Origin of the sequence: Alkalidesulfovibrio alkalitolerans DSM 16529, assembly GCF_000422245.1 — a bacterium.
In the GTDB taxonomy this organism is placed as follows: Bacteria; Desulfobacterota; Desulfovibrionia; order Desulfovibrionales; family Desulfovibrionaceae; genus Alkalidesulfovibrio; species Alkalidesulfovibrio alkalitolerans.
Genome location: NZ_ATHI01000026.1, coordinates 140640 through 155786, shown reverse-complemented (window position 1 = coordinate 155786; position 15147 = coordinate 140640). Strand labels below are relative to the sequence as shown.

The window sequence follows — 15147 nt, the reverse complement described above, 5'->3', positions numbered from 1 at the left end:
CCGGAGGCGGAGCGATGCGAACGTGGGGCTATTCCTCGCCTTCGGCGTGCTTGCCCAGGCCCGCAAGGCCGTACATCGTGGTGGAGCCGCTGGACCAGTAGACGACCTTCTCGCCCTTGACCAGCTCGGTCAGCACCTTTTTCACGTCGCGCGACTTCTCGCCGGGGAAGAGGTCGCAAAAATCGTTGAAGTAGAACTTGGTCTTGCTCTTCGACTTGCTCTCAAGGAAATCGAGGATCGTCTTTTTCGCGGATTCCATCTCGATGGCCATTGCGCAACCCCTTTTAGGTTTGAAGGGGCGCGGCATGACGCCGCGCCCCATGAGTGCTCGTCAGGCGTTTACCACTTGAAGTTGGTGGTCTGACGCCAGGTGTAGTAGGCCGGATCGCGGAAGTCGTCGATCAGGTGCTTGGAGAACTCCAGGCCGGTGACATCGAAGAAACGCTCCCAACCAATACGCTCGGCCCAGTCGCCGACGCGCTCGTACTTGTTCGCGCCCTTCTTGTAGGCGTCCACGATCTGGCGGATGGTCTTCACCAGGCTCGGCCAGCGCGGGGGCTCGTTGGGCACGTAGGCCACGACGACCTTGGAGAACTTGGGATTGCTGATGCGGTTGGAGACCTTGCCGCCGACCATGATGGCGCAGCCGTCGCCCTCGGCGTCGGCCAGGGGCAGAGCGGCGCACATGGTGTAGCAGTTGCCGCAGAACATGCAACGCTCTTCCTTGATGGCCACGGTCTTGACTTCCTTGCCCTCGAACTCGGTCTTGGAGGGACGGATGGCGGCCGTGGGGCAGGCAGCGACGGCCAGCGGGATCTCACAGATGTTCTCGAGAACCTCGTGGTCGATGAGGGGCGGCTTGCGGTGGATGCCGACGACCGCGATGTCGGAGCAGTGGCAGGCGCCGCACATGTTCAGGCAGCAGGCCACGGCCAGACGCATGGGAGCGGGCAGTTCCATGGACTGGAACTCCTTGAACAGCTCGTCCATGATGACCTTCACCGGGCCGGAAGCGTCGGTGGCGGGCGTGTGGCAGTGCACCCAGCCCTGGGTGTGGACGATGTTGGGCACGGAGGCGCCGGTTCCGCCGATGGGGAACTTGTAGGAGCCGCCAGCGAACTTGCGGGACATCAGGTCGTCCTTCAGGGGGCCGACCTTGTCCTTGCTGTCCACCATGAACTCGACGTTGTTGCGGGTCGTCCAGCGGACGTGCCCGCCGCAGTGCTTGTCGGCGATGTCGCAGATCTCGCGGATCAGACCCACGGAGACCAAGCGGGCGGAACCGACGCGAACGGTGTACACCTCGTCGCCGGACTCGGCCTTGTGCATCAGCACGCCGGGCTCGATGATCTCATGGTACAGCCACTTGCCGTAGTTCTTTTGGATGACCGGCGGCAGGAAGTCGGTGTAGTGGCGGGGTCCGATGTCGGAAATGCGGCCTTCCATCGGTTTGTCCGGATTGTAACCCGAGGAAACGAAAGCCATGGGGTGTCCTCCCTTGATTTCTGTCGTTGTCGATCAGTTTCAGCCGTTTCGCGATACCGCCTAGCGGGCGTGACGCTTGCGGTATTCCTTGATGTCGCGATCCCAGCCGCCAACTTCATCGGCGGTCCAGAAGATGTAGGGGTTCTCGCGCGGATGCTGCACGTGGCGGGCGTCCGGGGTGATGTTGGTGACTTCGAGGATCTTGCCGAAGCCCAGGCGCTTCAGGGTCTCGCCCAGACGCTCGCGGTTCTTGCCCTCTTCCATCCACCATTCCCAAACGTTCTCGACCACTTCCTTGACCTCGTCGAACGGCTCCTCGACGGGCACGAACGGAGCGAGCAAGGAGGACATCTGGGCGCCGTCAAGGATGGGAGCCTTGGCGCCGGCCAGGATGCACAGGCCCTTCTCGTCGCCCACGCGCAGGGCGGCGGGCATGGTGTTGATGCAGTGCATGCAGCGGTAGCATTCCTTGTCGTCGATCTTCAGGGTCTTGCCATCGTAGCTCATGCACTTCGTGGGACACAGGTCCACGACTTCCTTCATGATGTCGAACTTGCCCCAGTCGCGGCTGGCGTGGGCGCCGGCGTTGGGCTTCAGCTCACCGCCGACATACGCGGCGACGGCCTTCTGGTCGATCTTGATGGCGCCCTTCCAGGTGCCCACGAAGGACAGGTCGGAGCGGGCCAGGGCGGCCACGCAGCCGTTGGGGCAGCCGTCGAACTTGAACTTGAACTTGTAAGGGAAGGCGGGACGGTGCAGTTCGTCCTGGTATTCCTGGGTCATGGCGTAGCACAGGGCCATCGTGTCGTAGCAGGCGTACTCGCAACGGGACATGCCCAGACATTCGGCGGGCGTGCGCAGGTTGGAGCCCGAGCCGCCAAGGTCGGTGTTCATCTTGTGGGTGAGCTCGTAGAATATCTCTTCGAGCTGCTCGGTGAAGGTGCCCAGCCACACCATGTCGCCGGTGGAACCGTGCATGTTGGTCAGGCCGGAGCCGCGCATGTCCCAGATGTCGATCAGGCCGCGCAGGTACTCGGTGGTGTAGTACTTGCCGCCGGGCTGGTTGACGCGGACGGTGTGGAAGTGGGCCACGCCCGGGAACTGCTTGGGAACGTCACAGTAACGGCCGATGACGCCGCCGCCGTACCCGAAGACGCCCACGATGCCGCCGTGCTTCCAGTGGGTCTCCTTGTCCTTGTAGCACAGCTCCAGGATGCCCAGCAGGTCTTCGCAGACGTCCACCGGGATCTGGTACTCGACGCCGTCCTTGTTGGCGGCGCGCCGGGCCGCTTCGGCCTTGACGTCGTCAACAAAGCTCGGCCAGGGCCCCTTGGTCAGCTCGTCGAGCAGTGGGGTCTGATGTTTCGCCATTGTCCTATACCTCCGTCGTTCAAGAGTTAAGGGCGTTAGCCCCTGACGTAAGCCACTCTCGCCGTATGTAGAAAACCGGCACGCGGGCGAACGCCCCCGCGCCGACTAGTCCGCGCACACGTAGCGAAACATCCATGGGAGAAATCCCCCAAGCTCGTCCGGCATCCCGGCCCGGGGAAGTCCCGGGTCGGTCCCTTGGTGGTTAGCTAGATGACAAAAAACCGTTTTGTCAACCGAAGCACGCCTGGCAAGGGTTGCGCAGCGCCATTTGGCGCCGCTGGGCGGCTTTCGCGGGACGGGCCTGCAGCCCGTTCGCGCCCGGGGCCTTGCTCTGCGCCCCGGCAACCTGAACCAACGCCGTCATCCGGTTCGGCAGCCGCTCGTTCCCTTTATCCCAAAAGCAGCCCGAAATTCAATCAAAATCTCATAGGCCAACGCGCCCGCCCGCCAACCCGCCTCACTCTTTTCCCGGAATGCCGTATACAGGCCGTCTTCGCGTCATGCCTCGTCCGTTCGGGGCGCACGCTCCAAGGCGTTCAGCGCCTCCCTGGCCAGCGCAGCGACCGTGGCCTGCTCCAGGCAGTCGTCCCTGTAGACGAGCACCTGGCCCGATTCGTTCCCAATCCCCGCCACCGCGTCCACCGCCCTCTTTGGCAGCCGCACCCCGGCAACCCCGAGGCGAGAGAGCGCCAGGCAGACAAGCCCGCGTGCGGCGGCGTCGTGACAGACAGGGGCTTCGGGCGTCCCCTCCCGGCCCTCCAGGGCGCGCGCGGGGTCGAGCACGGTCAAGAGGTCAGGCACAGCCTTCGCGACCAAATCCGGCCTGGTCTCGGCCAGCCGGGCGATGCCCCAGAGGACGCCGTGGCGCAACAGCGGATTGTCCACGAAAATGCCGTGGCAAATGCCCTCATGCTCATGAATGTAGGACAAAAGAATGGCGTGGTACTCGCGCGCCAGCCCCTCATGCGCGGCCATGCAGCAGGCCATGGCCTCGGGCGCGCCCCAGCCGATGCCGCCCGACTCCTCGTTCATGCGCCACAAGAGGCCGCGCATGACCACGCGGGCGGCTTCCATCTTCTCCTGGGCGAGCGCCGCCGTGACCAGCCCGAAGGTTTCGGCGGCCCGGAAGCGGAGCAGCGCGTCGCCGCCGACAAGAAACGAATGGAGCGCGCCCGTGGCGGTCTTGGCGGGCCAGGCGAAAACCTCGTCCAGATTCCTCCGCCAGCCGTCGTTCACGAGAATCTCGCGCAGGCGTTCCCTGGCTCGGCGCAAACGCGGTGCGGCCATGCTCGCCTCCGGCTAACCGCCCTCGGAATCGGCCGTAGGCGCCGCCGAACTCTGAGCGGGCGAGGCTTCGGCCGGTTTTGGCCTGGGCGTCGCAGGGTCGCGCTGCTCGCGCGGGGAGTGGCCTTCGCCCCAGTAGATGGTGCGGTGGGGGAAGGGAATCTCGATGCCTTCGGTGTCAAAGCGCTTCTTCAGCCGCTTGTTGAACTCGCGGCCCACGGCCCACTGCCGGATGGGCACGGTCTTGGTGCGGGCGCGGATGACCACGGCCGAATCCTCGAAGCGGTCCACGCCGAGTATCTCAATGGGGTCGAGGATGTCGCGGCCGAATTCTGGATCGGCGCGCATGTCCTCGTCCACTTTCTTCACGACCTCGATGACGCGATCCACGTCCTCCTTGTAGGCCACGCCGATGTCGAAGACGTAGCGCGAGTAGTCCTTGGTCATGTTGGTGACCACGCCCACGGTGCCGTTGCGGATGTAGTGGACGTTGCCCGCCATGTCGCGCAGCACGATGAGGCGCAGGGTGATCTTCTCGACCAGCCCGCCCTTGTCACCGATCTGGACCACGTCGCCCACGCGCACCTGGTCTTCCACGAGCAAAAAGAAGCCCGAAATCACGTCCTGCACGAGCGTTTGCGCACCGAAGCCCACGGCCAAGCCGAGGATACCGGCCGCGGCCAGGATCGGGGCTATGTCGATGCCGAGTTGCCCCAGCACCACGAACACGCCGATCGTGGTCAGGCCCGCCTTGAGCGTGAAAGCCACGATGGAATGCAGGGTGTCGATGCGCTTGCAGTACTCCACGTCGCGACCGCGGGAGATGCGGGCGAAAAGCAGCCCCATGAGCCGCGCGCCGACTTTCACGGCGAGGACGATGAGGCAGAGCACGAGCAGGATGCGTAGGCCGTTGCCGATGGCCCACTTGCCCGCGAGATCGATCCATAGGGTGGCGTCGCGCGCCAGGCCGTCGAGGAGGTTTGCTTCGAGGATGTCCATGACGCACGGTAGCCCGAATCAACCGTCGCGGGCAAGTCTTTCCCGCCTGCTGGGCGAACGATCCAAAAGCCTTCTGCGCCACGCCGCGCCCGCGTCTTCTCGGGGCGGGAAGAGATGCGTGCAAGTCCGTCAGCCCACCTCGAAAATACCCGGTATTCGTATTGCGCAATTCCGGGCCACGATTCCATGGCGAACCAAAATGTCACCAAACCGCCTGATTCTCCTGTTTTATTGCAAATTCAAATGACATCGATCCGAAATATCCACGCAATAAAATCCCGCCCCCCCAGTTGACACTATTACCCAGTATGGGTATCAAGGGATCAAGGCTGGATCGCTTCGCGGCCGTGGCACGAGTCAAAGGGGCTTGCCGCACTCGCGGGGCGCACGGAAAACCTTCGACCAAGGAGCATCGCCATGAAGCGCACCACGACCATCGGCGGCTTCGCCGTCCTCGTCCTGGCCGCCACCGTCGGACTGGCCGTCGCGGCCGACACCCTGGGCGGCAACGCCCGCAAGGGCAAGTACCTTTACACCAAGAACTGCCGCACCTGCCACGGCCAGACCGCCTCGGACCTCTCGCCGAGTTCGCTGGTGCAGGCCGAGTGGAAGGCTCACTTCGAGAACGCGGCAGCCCTGCCTTGCCGCGACAAATGGCCCGCCGAGATGACCGAGGCGGACGTCAAGGACACCTTCTCCTACCTCTACGACTTCGCCAAGGACTCGCCCTCCCCGGCGAAGTGCAACTAGACGCTAGCGCCCGGCGGCCTCGGCCGCCGGGCGGCGCGCGACCACGAGGAGGTTGCTCCATGACCACGACCAAGAACCCACGCTCCGCCGGATTCGATCCCGGACGCCGGGCTTTCCTCAAGGCCGCGGGTCTGACCATGGGCGCGGGCGCGGCCGTCGTCTCGGCGGGCCGCATTCCAGGCCCCCTTTCGGCTGCCGATGCCCACGCCGCCGCGGCCAGCGGGCCCTTTGAGTCCCATTATTCCGTCTGCGACATGTGTTTCAACCGTTGCGGCCTCATTGCCCGCGTGAAGAACGGCCGGGTGGTCAAGCTCGACCCCAACCCCCACTTCACCAAGTCGCGCGGCATGCTCTGCGCGCGCGGCCAGGCGGGCATCGCCCAACTCTACGACCCCGACCGCCTGAAGCACCCCCTGCTGCGCCAGGGCGCGCGCGGCGAGGGCAAGTGGAAACGCATCTCCTGGACCGAAGCCATGGATATCCTGGTCGAGCGACTCGGCGAGATCGGCGAGAAATACACCCGCTGCGGCATGCTCTTCTCCGTGGGCGCGGACATGCAGTCGCAGTTCGTGCACCGCTTCGCCGAGGCCTACGGCTCCTTCAACATCACCTCGCACGAATCGCTGTGCCTGATTTCGCTCAACCGCGCCTATCTGGACACCTTCGGCGAGGTGCCCTTCGCCGACGTGCTCAACTCGCGCTACGTGATCATGGCCGGGGCCAACCGCTTCGAGGCCCTGGTCACGCCCGACTCCATGGACATGGTCGAGGCCATGGCCTCGGGCGCCAAGCTCGTGGTGCTGGACCCGCGCTACACCAAGACCGCGGCCATGGCGCACGAGTGGTGGCCCATCCGCCCCGGCACGGACATGGCCTTCATGCTGGCGATGTGCCACGTGATCATCAACGAACGCCTCTACGACGACGCCTGGGTGGCGGAAAAGACCTTCGGCCTCGACGAGTTGCGCGAGCACGTGCGCGACTGCACGCCCCAGTGGGCCGCCGCCGAGACCGGCATCCCGGGACCGGACATCGCCCGCATCGCGCGCGAGTTGGCCGCCGCCGCGCCCGCATCGCTCATCTACCCCGGGCGGCGCACCTCGGACTACGAGAACTCCACCCAGATCCGCCGCTCCACGGCCATCGTCAACGCCCTGCTGGCCAACTGGGACCGGCCGGGCGGGCTCTTGGCCGCGCGCCAGGTGGGGCTCAAGGGCGTGCCCATCCATGCCCCGTGGTACGACGACAACCCCGACGACCGCGTGGACGCCCACATGGCGCCCCTGATGTTCGAGGAGGAAGGCTCCTTCGTGCACACGCGCGACGCGGTCATCGCGGGCGAGCCCTACCCGGTCAAGGGCTGGTTCGTGTTCAAGACCAACCCCATGCAAACCGCTCCGGACCGGGCCAGGACCATGAAGATGATCGAGGCCATGGAGTTCATGGCCGTGGCCGACATCCAGATGAGCGACACCGCCTGGATGGCCGACCTGGTGCTGCCCATGCCCTCCTACCTGGAGCGCAAGGACCCTTGCCAAGCGTTGCAGGGCTCGAGCGCCTGCGCCTGCGTGGTGCAGCGCGACCCGGTGGTGCCCGCCATGTACGAATCCAGGCCCATCTTCGAGGTCATGAAGGAGCTGGCCGGACGCATGGACCTGGGCGAGTACTTCGACTTCACCATCGAGGAGTACCGCGCCAAGCAGCTCGCCGACCTGCCCGGCGCGGCCGAGGTCCTTGAGCGCGACGGGGTCTACTACAACCCATCCAAGGTCTACGGCATCTATGACAACATCGGCTACCGCACGCGTTCGGGCAAGATCGAGCTCATGAACCAGCGCTATCCGCAGGCCGGGCTCGATCCCCTGCCCGTCTACACGCCACCCGCCTCGCCGCCGCAAGGAACCTTCCGCATGGTCGTGGGCAGAAACGCCCTGGTGACCCAAGGCAGCACCACCAACAACGCGCTGCTGCACGAGCTCATGCCCAGCAACTCCTTGTGGATGCACCCGGACGCGGCCGCGCGCCTGGGACTTTCGGACGGCATGGAGGTGCGCGTTAAAAGCGCCGTGGGCGAGGGTACGCTGGCCCTGAAGGTGACCGAGGCCATCCGCGAGGACACGGTCTACACCGACACCGGCTTCGGCTCGATCTCGAAAGGCCTTTCCAACGTCTACGGCAACGGCCTGGCCATCGCGGCGGTCCTTGAAAGCCGCGTGGACGCCGTGACCGGCAACGCGGCCATGCACGAGACCTTCGTCACGGTAACGAAGGCGGGAGGCGTCTCATGAACCCCGCGAAGCACCAACTGGCCATGGTCATAGACTCCTCCAAGTGCATGGACTGCAAGGGTTGCGTGGCCTCGTGCAAGGTCGCAAACAACGCGCCCAGAGGGTACTCGCGCAACTGGATCAAGGCCAAGGCCGTGATCCCGCGTCCGGGCTCGGGCAGTCGGGGTCATTTCCAGCCCGGCGCCTGCATGCACTGCGACAAGCCGCTGTGTGTGGACGCCTGCCCCACGGGCGCGACCTACAAGGACAAGGAAACCGGCGTGGTGGTCATCGACAGGCGGCTGTGCATTGGCTGCGGCAACTGTCTGCCCGCCTGTCCCTACGGCGCGCGCTTCCGCAATCCCGATCTCAAGGTCGCTGACAAGTGCGACTACTGCGCCGAGCGCAGGGCCGCCGGGCTACAGCCCGCCTGCGTGGACACCTGCCCCACCAAGGCCCGCGTCTTTGGCGATCTCGCCGACCCCGATTCCGAGGCCTCGCGCCTGCTCCAGGCCAACCGCGAACGGGTCGTCCGGGTGGTGCGCGCGGATTCGGACACCGAACCCAACATGTTCTATCTGGCGGACACCGCGCCCCTGGACTGGCCCGTGCGGGCCGAGATCCGGTCGCCCATGCGAGCCCTGACGGGCTGGGCTCTGCCCGGCCTCTCCGGCCTTGTGGGGCTTGCGGGCCTGGGCGTGGCGGCCATGGCCGCGCGACGCTTCCTGGTGGAGCGCGATGCCCACGGCGGGCACGGCACGAAGAAGGAGTAGGCCATGAAGAAGTATCAACGCCACTCGCGGCTGGACATCGCCATCCACTGGTTCAACGCCGTCTTGTGGATCCTGCTCATGTTCACGGGTCTGGCCCTGTTCAAGCCCGAGCTGAGCCCCCTCGGCGGCTGGTATCCCCAAGCCGTGCGTTCCCTGACCGGCGGAGGCGGCAACCTGCTCCTGATCCACGAGATCCTCGGCGGTCTTTGGATCATGGGCCTGCTCTTCTACCTGATCCGCAACTTCAGGGGGGCGCGTTTCTTTCTCAGGCGCGTCTTCACGGTCGATCTGCCCCGCGACGTCTCCTGGATGTTCAAGAAGATGGTCCTCATGACCCTGGGCGAGAAGCCCCTGCGCGCGCTGGGCATGAATCCTGAGCTTCCCCCGCAGGGCTTCTACAACATGGGCCAGAAGGCCTTCGCCCAGGCGGCCGTGTTCGGAGGGCTCGGTCTGGCCGTGACCGGCCTGATCATGGTCTGGTCGCAGTTCGGCTTCTCGGCCGAGACCACGATCGTCGTCTCCTGGGCCATTCTGTTGCACTGGATATTCGCCGCTCTGACCTTCGCGGGCCTGCTCGTGCACGTCTACATGGCGGCCATCAGCCCGGAGGAGCGGCCGGGTTTCCGCTCCATGTTCACGGGCTGGGTTCCCGAGGACTACGCCGCGCATCACCACGCCCTGTGGCACGAGGAGATCAGGCATCTCCCGGCCGGAGAGGATGGCGTGGTGCCGCAGCGGCTTGACGACTGAACGAAGCTAAAGGCGCGGCCGGGCATGGGGCCAGGAGCGCCTTGTCAACCGGAGGATGTATGAACACGACCCTGCACAGAAGGCTTTCGCCTCTTCTCGTCGCGCTTTTCCTGGCTGTGGCCCTCATGGCCCAGGGAGCGGCAACGGCCCGGGCGGCGGAAAAAGTCCCGGACTATTTCTTCCACAAAATCGTCGATTTCGATTTCGTCAAAAACTACGTGAAGATGCCCAAGCTCGACGGGGTGATGATCATCGACTCGCGGCCCTACATGACCAAGCATGCCAAGGGCTACATCCCGACATCGGTAAGCATCCCGGACAGCGAATTCGACGCGCGCGTGGCCGAACTGCCCAAGGAGAAGGACGCGCTCCTGATCTTCTACTGCGAGGGCGCGGCCTGCAAGCTCTCGCACAACTCCGCGCGCAAGGCGGAAAAGCTCGGCTACACCAACGTCGTGGTCTATCCCGGCGGCTACCCCGACTGGATCACCCACGCGGGCGTGTACGAATCCGTGGGCATCGAATACGTGCGTGAGAAGATCGAGAAGGGCGAGCCCATGTTCCTGGCCGATTCGCGGCCCATCACCAAGTTCCTCGACGGCTCCATTCCCGGCGCGATGTTCATGCCCGCAAGCCAGTTCGACGCGCGCAAAGGCTACCTGCCCGCAGACAAGGCCTCCGAGGTCGTCTTCTTCTGCGAAGGATTCACCTGCAAGCTCTCGCACGACGCGGCCATCGCGGCCAAGCGCATGGGCTACGAGACGGTCAAGGTCTTCGAGGCCGGCTACCCAGCCTGGAAGGAGAAGTTCGGCGCGGCCCAGTCCGTGGAAATCGCGGGAGGCGAGGACGGCATCATGGACGTGGCCGTCTTCCAGAAGGCCCTGGCCGAGAACCCAGGCAGCATCATGGTCGTGGACGTGCGCGACCCGGACGAATACGCCAAGGGCCACATTCCCCAGGCCGTGAACATCCCCGGCAGCCAGCTCGCGGGACGCCTGGGCGAGCTGCCCCGCGACAAGCCCGTGGTCTTCGTGTGCAACACAGGCGCGCGCTCGGGCGAGGCCTTCTACCTGATCATGGACAAGGCTGCGGACATGAAGAACGCCTACTACATCGAGGGCACCATCGACTACGGTCCGGACAACAGCTACACCATCAAGCCCAACAAGTAGCTGGACGCGGGGGCCGGGATCACCTTCCCGGCCCCCCGGCCGACGCCCCAAGGAGGCCCCGCATGACCCGGCTCTCACCCGCCTCCCCCCTCGTCCTGGCCGCCCTGGTGCTGGCCGCCCTGGTGCTGGCCGCCACACTCGCGCCCGCCGCCTTGCGGGCGCAAGACAACACGCCTTCCCCGAAATCCCCGGAGACACTCTTCCCGCGCGCCGCCTGGCAGGCCGAAAGGGACGGCTACCGTCTCATCGGGGCCGAGGAATTGCGCGCGCTGCTGCTCTCGGACGAGCCGCCACTCCTGGTTGACACCCGACCAGACTACGAGTTCACCCAAGGCCACCCGAAGGGCGCGCTGCACATGCCCTTCGAGCCAGGCGAGGCGCATGGGATCGCACCGGACAAGCAGGCGGCCGTTCTCGCGCTGCTCGGTCCGGACAAGGAACGCACGGTGGTCGTCTACTGCCGCTCGCCGCAATGAGTGCGCAGCGTGATCGGGGCGCGCTGGATTGCGCGCCTGGGATATACGGACGTGCGCCGCTATGTGGAGGGAACCATGGATTGGCCTCTTGGCACAGAATGAACGTTCCTCCCGGCGTACGGCGTACGAGGGTTGCGGGGCGTTTTCCCGGCCGTTCCTTGTGCATCGGGGCTCCCCGCACCCCGGCGGGGTATGTATTTCAGTTGCCCGTGGTCTGAAATTGAGGTAAGGAGCGCAGCGGTGTCGTTGTCAGGGGTTCTCGCCCACAAGGCACGCGCCATACGGCCGATGAAACGGCGGAGCGCGGCGTCCGCCAGGACGAAGAGTGGAAACGGCCACACTTTGCCCCGGACAGTCGATGAGCCGACGTCGGCCCTGCCCCCAAGCCCCAATGACCCGCGTGCATCATCCAATGACGCGGCTTGCAGGAAATGTTCGCCCATGAACGCCAAGCCAGAACTCGACGAAATCCAGAGAAACGTCCTCTCGCGCCTGCGCAAGATCGAAGGCCAGATCCGCGGCATCCAGAACATGGTCAGCGACGGCAAGGAGTGCGAGGACATCCTGATCCAGGTCCGGGCGGTACGCTCGGCCCTGAAGTCCACGACCTCGCTCATCCTCAAACGCTACGTCTCCACCTGCTACGACAAGACCATGGAAGGCGGCGACCCGGCCGAGGCCAAGCGCAAGATGGACAAGACGCTGCAGGTGCTGACGAACTTCATCGACGGCTGATCCCGTCTCTTTCCACGTTTCCCTGCGCTCTGGCCGCCCTGCTCGCCGGGCGGCGACCCCTCGCCCCTGGCCGAGATCACCGACAGGCGGCGACACAAATCGCGCCCCCCTTGTTCCGGACGCGGAAACCCGGTATGGGCAGGATCGGGCCTTATAGCCTGAACGCGGTTCACCGAGGTGCTCCCATGCGACTTGCGGCCATCCTGGCCCTTCCCCTTCTGCTCGCCTTGCTTTTCCCCTTTTCGCTTCTCGCCCAGGACGCCTCGCGCGGACCGGACCTGAAACTTTCCGGCAGCCACATCGGCCGGGCGGAGTTTTCCGACGACCGGGGAAAGGTCGCGGTGACGAGCGGCCGGGCCGACATCTCCTGGCGTTTTCTCCAGCTCTCCTACGAGAACGTCTCCTTTTCCTGGTCAGACAAACACCGCCTGCCCTTCGGGGACCGCCGCACGGATCCATGGGACTCCTTTCACCATCTACGGCTGGCCGCAAACCACCAGGAACGCATCGACGAGCGCTGGGGTTGGTTCGCAGGGGCCGCGCTGACCAGCTCCTTCGAACGCGAGATGTCCGGATCGTTCGGCGCGGCGCTACGCGGCGGCGCGAGCTACGCCCTTGACGAGCAATGGACCATGTCCTTCGGCGCGGCGTTCTTCGCCAACCCCGTGAACCTGAGGTTCTGGCCGTTTCTCGCCTTCGGTTTCGACGGCCGCGATGGCGAGGGGCGAGGCTTCTTCGCCTCGCTCGGCATGCCGCAGGCGTCGCTCGGCTATGGCTTCGACAAGACCCTGAGCCTCACGCTCTCGGGCGGCTGGAACTCGGATTTCGCGCGCCTTCGCGACGGCAGCCCCGTGCGCCCGAAGGGTTACGTGACCGCGCGTGGCATCCACACGGCACTGCTCCTCGAATGGCGGCCGGTGCGCGCTTTCAGTCTGGCGCTGGGTCCTACCTACGACTTCGCGCGCAAGTACACCTTCTACCGCAAGAACGGCGACCGGCAGGATTCGCACTCGCTCGACCCGGCCCTTGGAGGCCGACTGGAGCTTCGCTACCGTTTCTAGGGATCTTTCCCCGGCACCAGGGGTGCGCGGCCTGGCCGCCTTCCCGATGCAGCCGCTACAGGCTGGATCCCTCGGCAATGGGCCGAGCGAAGCCTTTCCCAAAGAGGATGTCGTACTGCAACAGTTCGAGGCCGCGCAGGAATTCGCTATCGCGCCGCGCCTCGAAGCGGTCGATCTCGCCGTCGCCCGTGACCACGAAATTACGATGGATGACTGGGTGCGACCACAATCCCTGGCGCAGGTAGAACATGTGCGGCGGCAGCGGGATGCCCATCTGGTGCAAGAGAATGGCCGGGAGATGGACCGGGCTCAGCTCGCGGGGTATGTCGGCCGCGTCCACCAGCCCAGGCAAGTTGCTCCAGATGAGGCCGGGCACGCTGTACATGGGCAGGCTCTCCTGAGCGGGCAGGCGGGCGGGGTGCGCGGCTCCGGCGGGATTTCTGGCCTTGTGCAGGTCGAGCATGAACCATGGCTGGTGGTCGCCGAAGAACAGGCAGACGACCGGGCCGGGCAGTTCCTCCAGCCGTTCCAACAGTCGTGCCAGGGCGCGATCCGCGTCACGTACGCCGGTCAGAAACGTCGAAATCACCGGCAACAGCGCGTCGGGGGCGTCGGCTTGCACCAGGAGCGCGTCCTCGCCGTAGCGGTTTTCCAGGTAAGGGCCGTGGTTCTGCATGGACACGGCGTGGATGAAGAACGGCGTCTCCGGGTCGGCCTCGACGATCTCAAGAATCCTGTCCACCATGGCCTCGTCCGTGACCAACCCGCCGCGCATCTCTACGCCCTTGAAAGAATCGAGGGAGTGGAACGCCTCGAAACCCAGGTTCGGATAGACGTTCCTCCGGTTCCAAAACCAGTCGTGGTAGGGGTGCACTGCTGCGGTGCGGTAGCCAAGGCTCCTCAGCGCCCAGGCGACGGAGGGCACGGGCCCTCGCAGATAGTTGTCGTACGGGATGGAGCCGTCGGGCAAAAAGGCGTTGCTCAGGCCCGTGAGCGCCTCGAACTCCACGTTGCAGGTGTTGCCACCGAAAGAGGGAGAGACGAGCCTGAAACTCGGGTGCGTGGCGGCCAGACGGCTGAAGTTCTCCAAGGGGTTTTGCGAAGCGTCGTAAGCGACTTCAAGGAGGTCGTGGAACGACTCGCTCATGAGGATGATCAGGCTCGGCCGCTTGCCTTGCGCTCCTCCCCCCGCCTCAGCAATGAGGTATTCGTTGTGCTCCAGCAGGCGGACCACGACCTCGGGGCCGTAGCTCTCGGGCTGACGCACGAGCAGCGGCGAGACGTTGAGCGCGAAGGTGGCCAGATAGCCGTTGACCTCGGCGTTCTCGGCCTGGTTCCAGATGGTGTTGGGCATGCCTGCCAAGCGCGGCAGGGTCTCCTGCGAGGCCACGGCCACGGCCACGGCGCACGCGGCCAGGGTCACCCGGCCGATCAGCCCCACTCCCGGGCAACTCCTTCTGGCGGCCAGCAGGGCAAGCAGGCAAAGCCCTGCCAGACATACGGCGATCCCCACGGCCGCGAGCATGGAGAGCGAGGCCACCATGGCCCAGATTTGCCGGGCGAAAAGAAGGTCCCAGGCCAGGAACGGAGAGCCCAGGATGGAGAGCTTGGCCGCGTTGATGGCGGCCATGGCCAGGAGCACGATGCCCGAAAACACCACGGCGCGGGCCACGCGGCCCGTCAGGGCCAAGCCCATGGCGCCCACGGCCAGAACCAGAGCGAGGTTGCACAGGGCGAACACGGGGCGCTCGACAGCCCAGGCCAGGGCGGCCAGAGGCGTTCCCCTGGCCAGGCTCTCCACGGCCACAAGGCCAAGCAGCCCGAAGGCCACGACCAAGAGAACCGACTTCAGGAAACGGCTAGGCGAACAGACCACGAATCCACCTCGCGGCGCTCCGCTCGCCCTCTTGATACGTTCGATTCCTTCGCGGAGGCCGGATCATCTATCCGAAGGCCCGCCTCCCGGCAAGAGGCCCGGCGATCCATTGCGGACATGGGCTGGCGGGCGAGGGTTTGTCCGGTTC

Annotated in this window: 14 protein-coding genes; 8 read left to right on the top strand and 6 right to left on the bottom strand. The window is 65.4% G+C overall.

Annotated elements, in window-relative coordinates:
- Window positions 1-28: 28 nt before the first annotated feature.
- From DSAT_RS08240 to DSAT_RS08220, 5 genes are all read right to left on the bottom strand, one after another.
- Window positions 29-259 (bottom strand): dissimilatory sulfite reductase D family protein, encoded by a 231-nt coding sequence (locus DSAT_RS08240; RefSeq protein ID WP_174375662.1) that lies wholly within the window; start codon window positions 257-259, stop codon window positions 29-31.
- 80 nt (window positions 260-339) lie between these two features.
- Window positions 340-1485: a dissimilatory-type sulfite reductase subunit beta gene (gene dsrB / locus DSAT_RS08235; RefSeq protein WP_020887034.1), complete on the bottom strand. Its 1146-nt coding sequence runs from the start codon at window positions 1483-1485 to the stop codon at window positions 340-342.
- A gap of 60 nt (window positions 1486-1545) precedes the next feature.
- Window positions 1546-2856: a dissimilatory-type sulfite reductase subunit alpha gene (gene dsrA / locus DSAT_RS08230; RefSeq protein ID WP_020887033.1), complete on the bottom strand. Its 1311-nt coding sequence runs from the start codon at window positions 2854-2856 to the stop codon at window positions 1546-1548.
- A gap of 498 nt (window positions 2857-3354) precedes the next feature.
- Window positions 3355-4143, bottom strand: coding sequence for a DVU0298 family protein (locus DSAT_RS08225; protein WP_020887032.1), 789 nt, complete (start codon window positions 4141-4143; stop codon window positions 3355-3357).
- A gap of 12 nt (window positions 4144-4155) precedes the next feature.
- Entirely contained in the window at window positions 4156-5139 is a 984-nt protein-coding gene (locus tag DSAT_RS08220; protein WP_020887031.1) for a mechanosensitive ion channel family protein, read from the bottom strand.
- Between the two features lie 417 nt (window positions 5140-5556).
- Between DSAT_RS08220 and DSAT_RS08215 the strand changes: the two genes are divergently transcribed.
- From DSAT_RS08215 to DSAT_RS08180, 8 genes are all read left to right on the top strand, one after another.
- Window positions 5557-5889, top strand: coding sequence for a c-type cytochrome (locus tag DSAT_RS08215; protein WP_020887030.1), 333 nt, complete (start codon window positions 5557-5559; stop codon window positions 5887-5889).
- 59 nt (window positions 5890-5948) lie between these two features.
- On the top strand, window positions 5949-8177 hold the full coding sequence (locus DSAT_RS08210) for a molybdopterin-dependent oxidoreductase (RefSeq protein ID WP_020887029.1): 2229 nt from the start codon (window positions 5949-5951) through the stop codon (window positions 8175-8177).
- Window positions 8174-8929, top strand: a complete 756-nt coding sequence (locus DSAT_RS08205; RefSeq protein ID WP_020887028.1) for a 4Fe-4S dicluster domain-containing protein — start codon at window positions 8174-8176, stop codon at window positions 8927-8929. Before DSAT_RS08210 ends, DSAT_RS08205 begins: the two co-directional genes overlap by 4 nt.
- A gap of 3 nt (window positions 8930-8932) precedes the next feature.
- Window positions 8933-9679, top strand: coding sequence for a formate dehydrogenase subunit gamma (locus DSAT_RS08200; RefSeq protein WP_020887027.1), 747 nt, complete (start codon window positions 8933-8935; stop codon window positions 9677-9679).
- A gap of 59 nt (window positions 9680-9738) precedes the next feature.
- The gene (locus DSAT_RS08195; protein WP_020887026.1) at window positions 9739-10851 is read left to right on the top strand and encodes a rhodanese-like domain-containing protein; all 1113 of its coding nucleotides are present in this window, start codon (window positions 9739-9741) and stop codon (window positions 10849-10851) included.
- Window positions 10852-10913: 62 nt separating this feature from the next.
- A complete protein-coding gene (locus tag DSAT_RS14855; protein ID WP_020887025.1) occupies window positions 10914-11327 on the top strand; it encodes a rhodanese-like domain-containing protein in 414 nt (137 codons plus the stop codon).
- Between the two features lie 441 nt (window positions 11328-11768).
- A complete protein-coding gene (locus DSAT_RS08185) occupies window positions 11769-12062 on the top strand; it encodes a metal-sensitive transcriptional regulator (RefSeq protein ID WP_020887024.1) in 294 nt (97 codons plus the stop codon).
- A gap of 185 nt (window positions 12063-12247) precedes the next feature.
- Window positions 12248-13123 carry a hypothetical protein gene (locus DSAT_RS08180; protein ID WP_020887023.1) on the top strand — a complete coding sequence of 292 codons (876 nt, stop codon included), beginning with the start codon at window positions 12248-12250 and terminating at the stop codon, window positions 13121-13123.
- A 55-nt stretch (window positions 13124-13178) separates the two neighbouring features.
- Here the strand turns inward: DSAT_RS08180 and DSAT_RS08175 are convergent, their stop codons facing one another.
- Window positions 13179-14999, bottom strand: coding sequence for an LTA synthase family protein (locus tag DSAT_RS08175; protein ID WP_020887022.1), 1821 nt, complete (start codon window positions 14997-14999; stop codon window positions 13179-13181).
- Window positions 15000-15147: the final 148 nt, after the last annotated feature.

Excerpts from the sequence above, each read along its gene's own strand:
- dsrB (WP_020887034.1), bottom strand. The coding sequence starts at position 1,485 with ATGGCTTTCGTTTCCTCGGGTTACAATCCGGACAAACCGATGGAAGGC.
- DSAT_RS08185 (WP_020887024.1), top strand. The coding sequence starts at position 11,769 with ATGAACGCCAAGCCAGAACTCGACGAAATCCAGAGAAACGTCCTCTCG.
- DSAT_RS08215 (WP_020887030.1), top strand. The coding sequence starts at position 5,557 with ATGAAGCGCACCACGACCATCGGCGGCTTCGCCGTCCTCGTCCTGGCC.
- DSAT_RS08210 (WP_020887029.1), top strand. The coding sequence starts at position 5,949 with ATGACCACGACCAAGAACCCACGCTCCGCCGGATTCGATCCCGGACGC.
- dsrA (WP_020887033.1), bottom strand. The coding sequence starts at position 2,856 with ATGGCGAAACATCAGACCCCACTGCTCGACGAGCTGACCAAGGGGCCC.
- DSAT_RS08225 (WP_020887032.1), bottom strand. The coding sequence starts at position 4,143 with ATGGCCGCACCGCGTTTGCGCCGAGCCAGGGAACGCCTGCGCGAGATT.
- DSAT_RS08200 (WP_020887027.1), top strand. The coding sequence starts at position 8,933 with ATGAAGAAGTATCAACGCCACTCGCGGCTGGACATCGCCATCCACTGG.
- DSAT_RS08180 (WP_020887023.1), top strand. The coding sequence starts at position 12,248 with ATGCGACTTGCGGCCATCCTGGCCCTTCCCCTTCTGCTCGCCTTGCTT.
- DSAT_RS14855 (WP_020887025.1), top strand. The coding sequence starts at position 10,914 with ATGACCCGGCTCTCACCCGCCTCCCCCCTCGTCCTGGCCGCCCTGGTG.
- DSAT_RS08240 (WP_174375662.1), bottom strand. The coding sequence starts at position 259 with ATGGAATCCGCGAAAAAGACGATCCTCGATTTCCTTGAGAGCAAGTCG.
- DSAT_RS08220 (WP_020887031.1), bottom strand. The coding sequence starts at position 5,139 with ATGGACATCCTCGAAGCAAACCTCCTCGACGGCCTGGCGCGCGACGCC.
- DSAT_RS08195 (WP_020887026.1), top strand. The coding sequence starts at position 9,739 with ATGAACACGACCCTGCACAGAAGGCTTTCGCCTCTTCTCGTCGCGCTT.
- DSAT_RS08205 (WP_020887028.1), top strand. The coding sequence starts at position 8,174 with ATGAACCCCGCGAAGCACCAACTGGCCATGGTCATAGACTCCTCCAAG.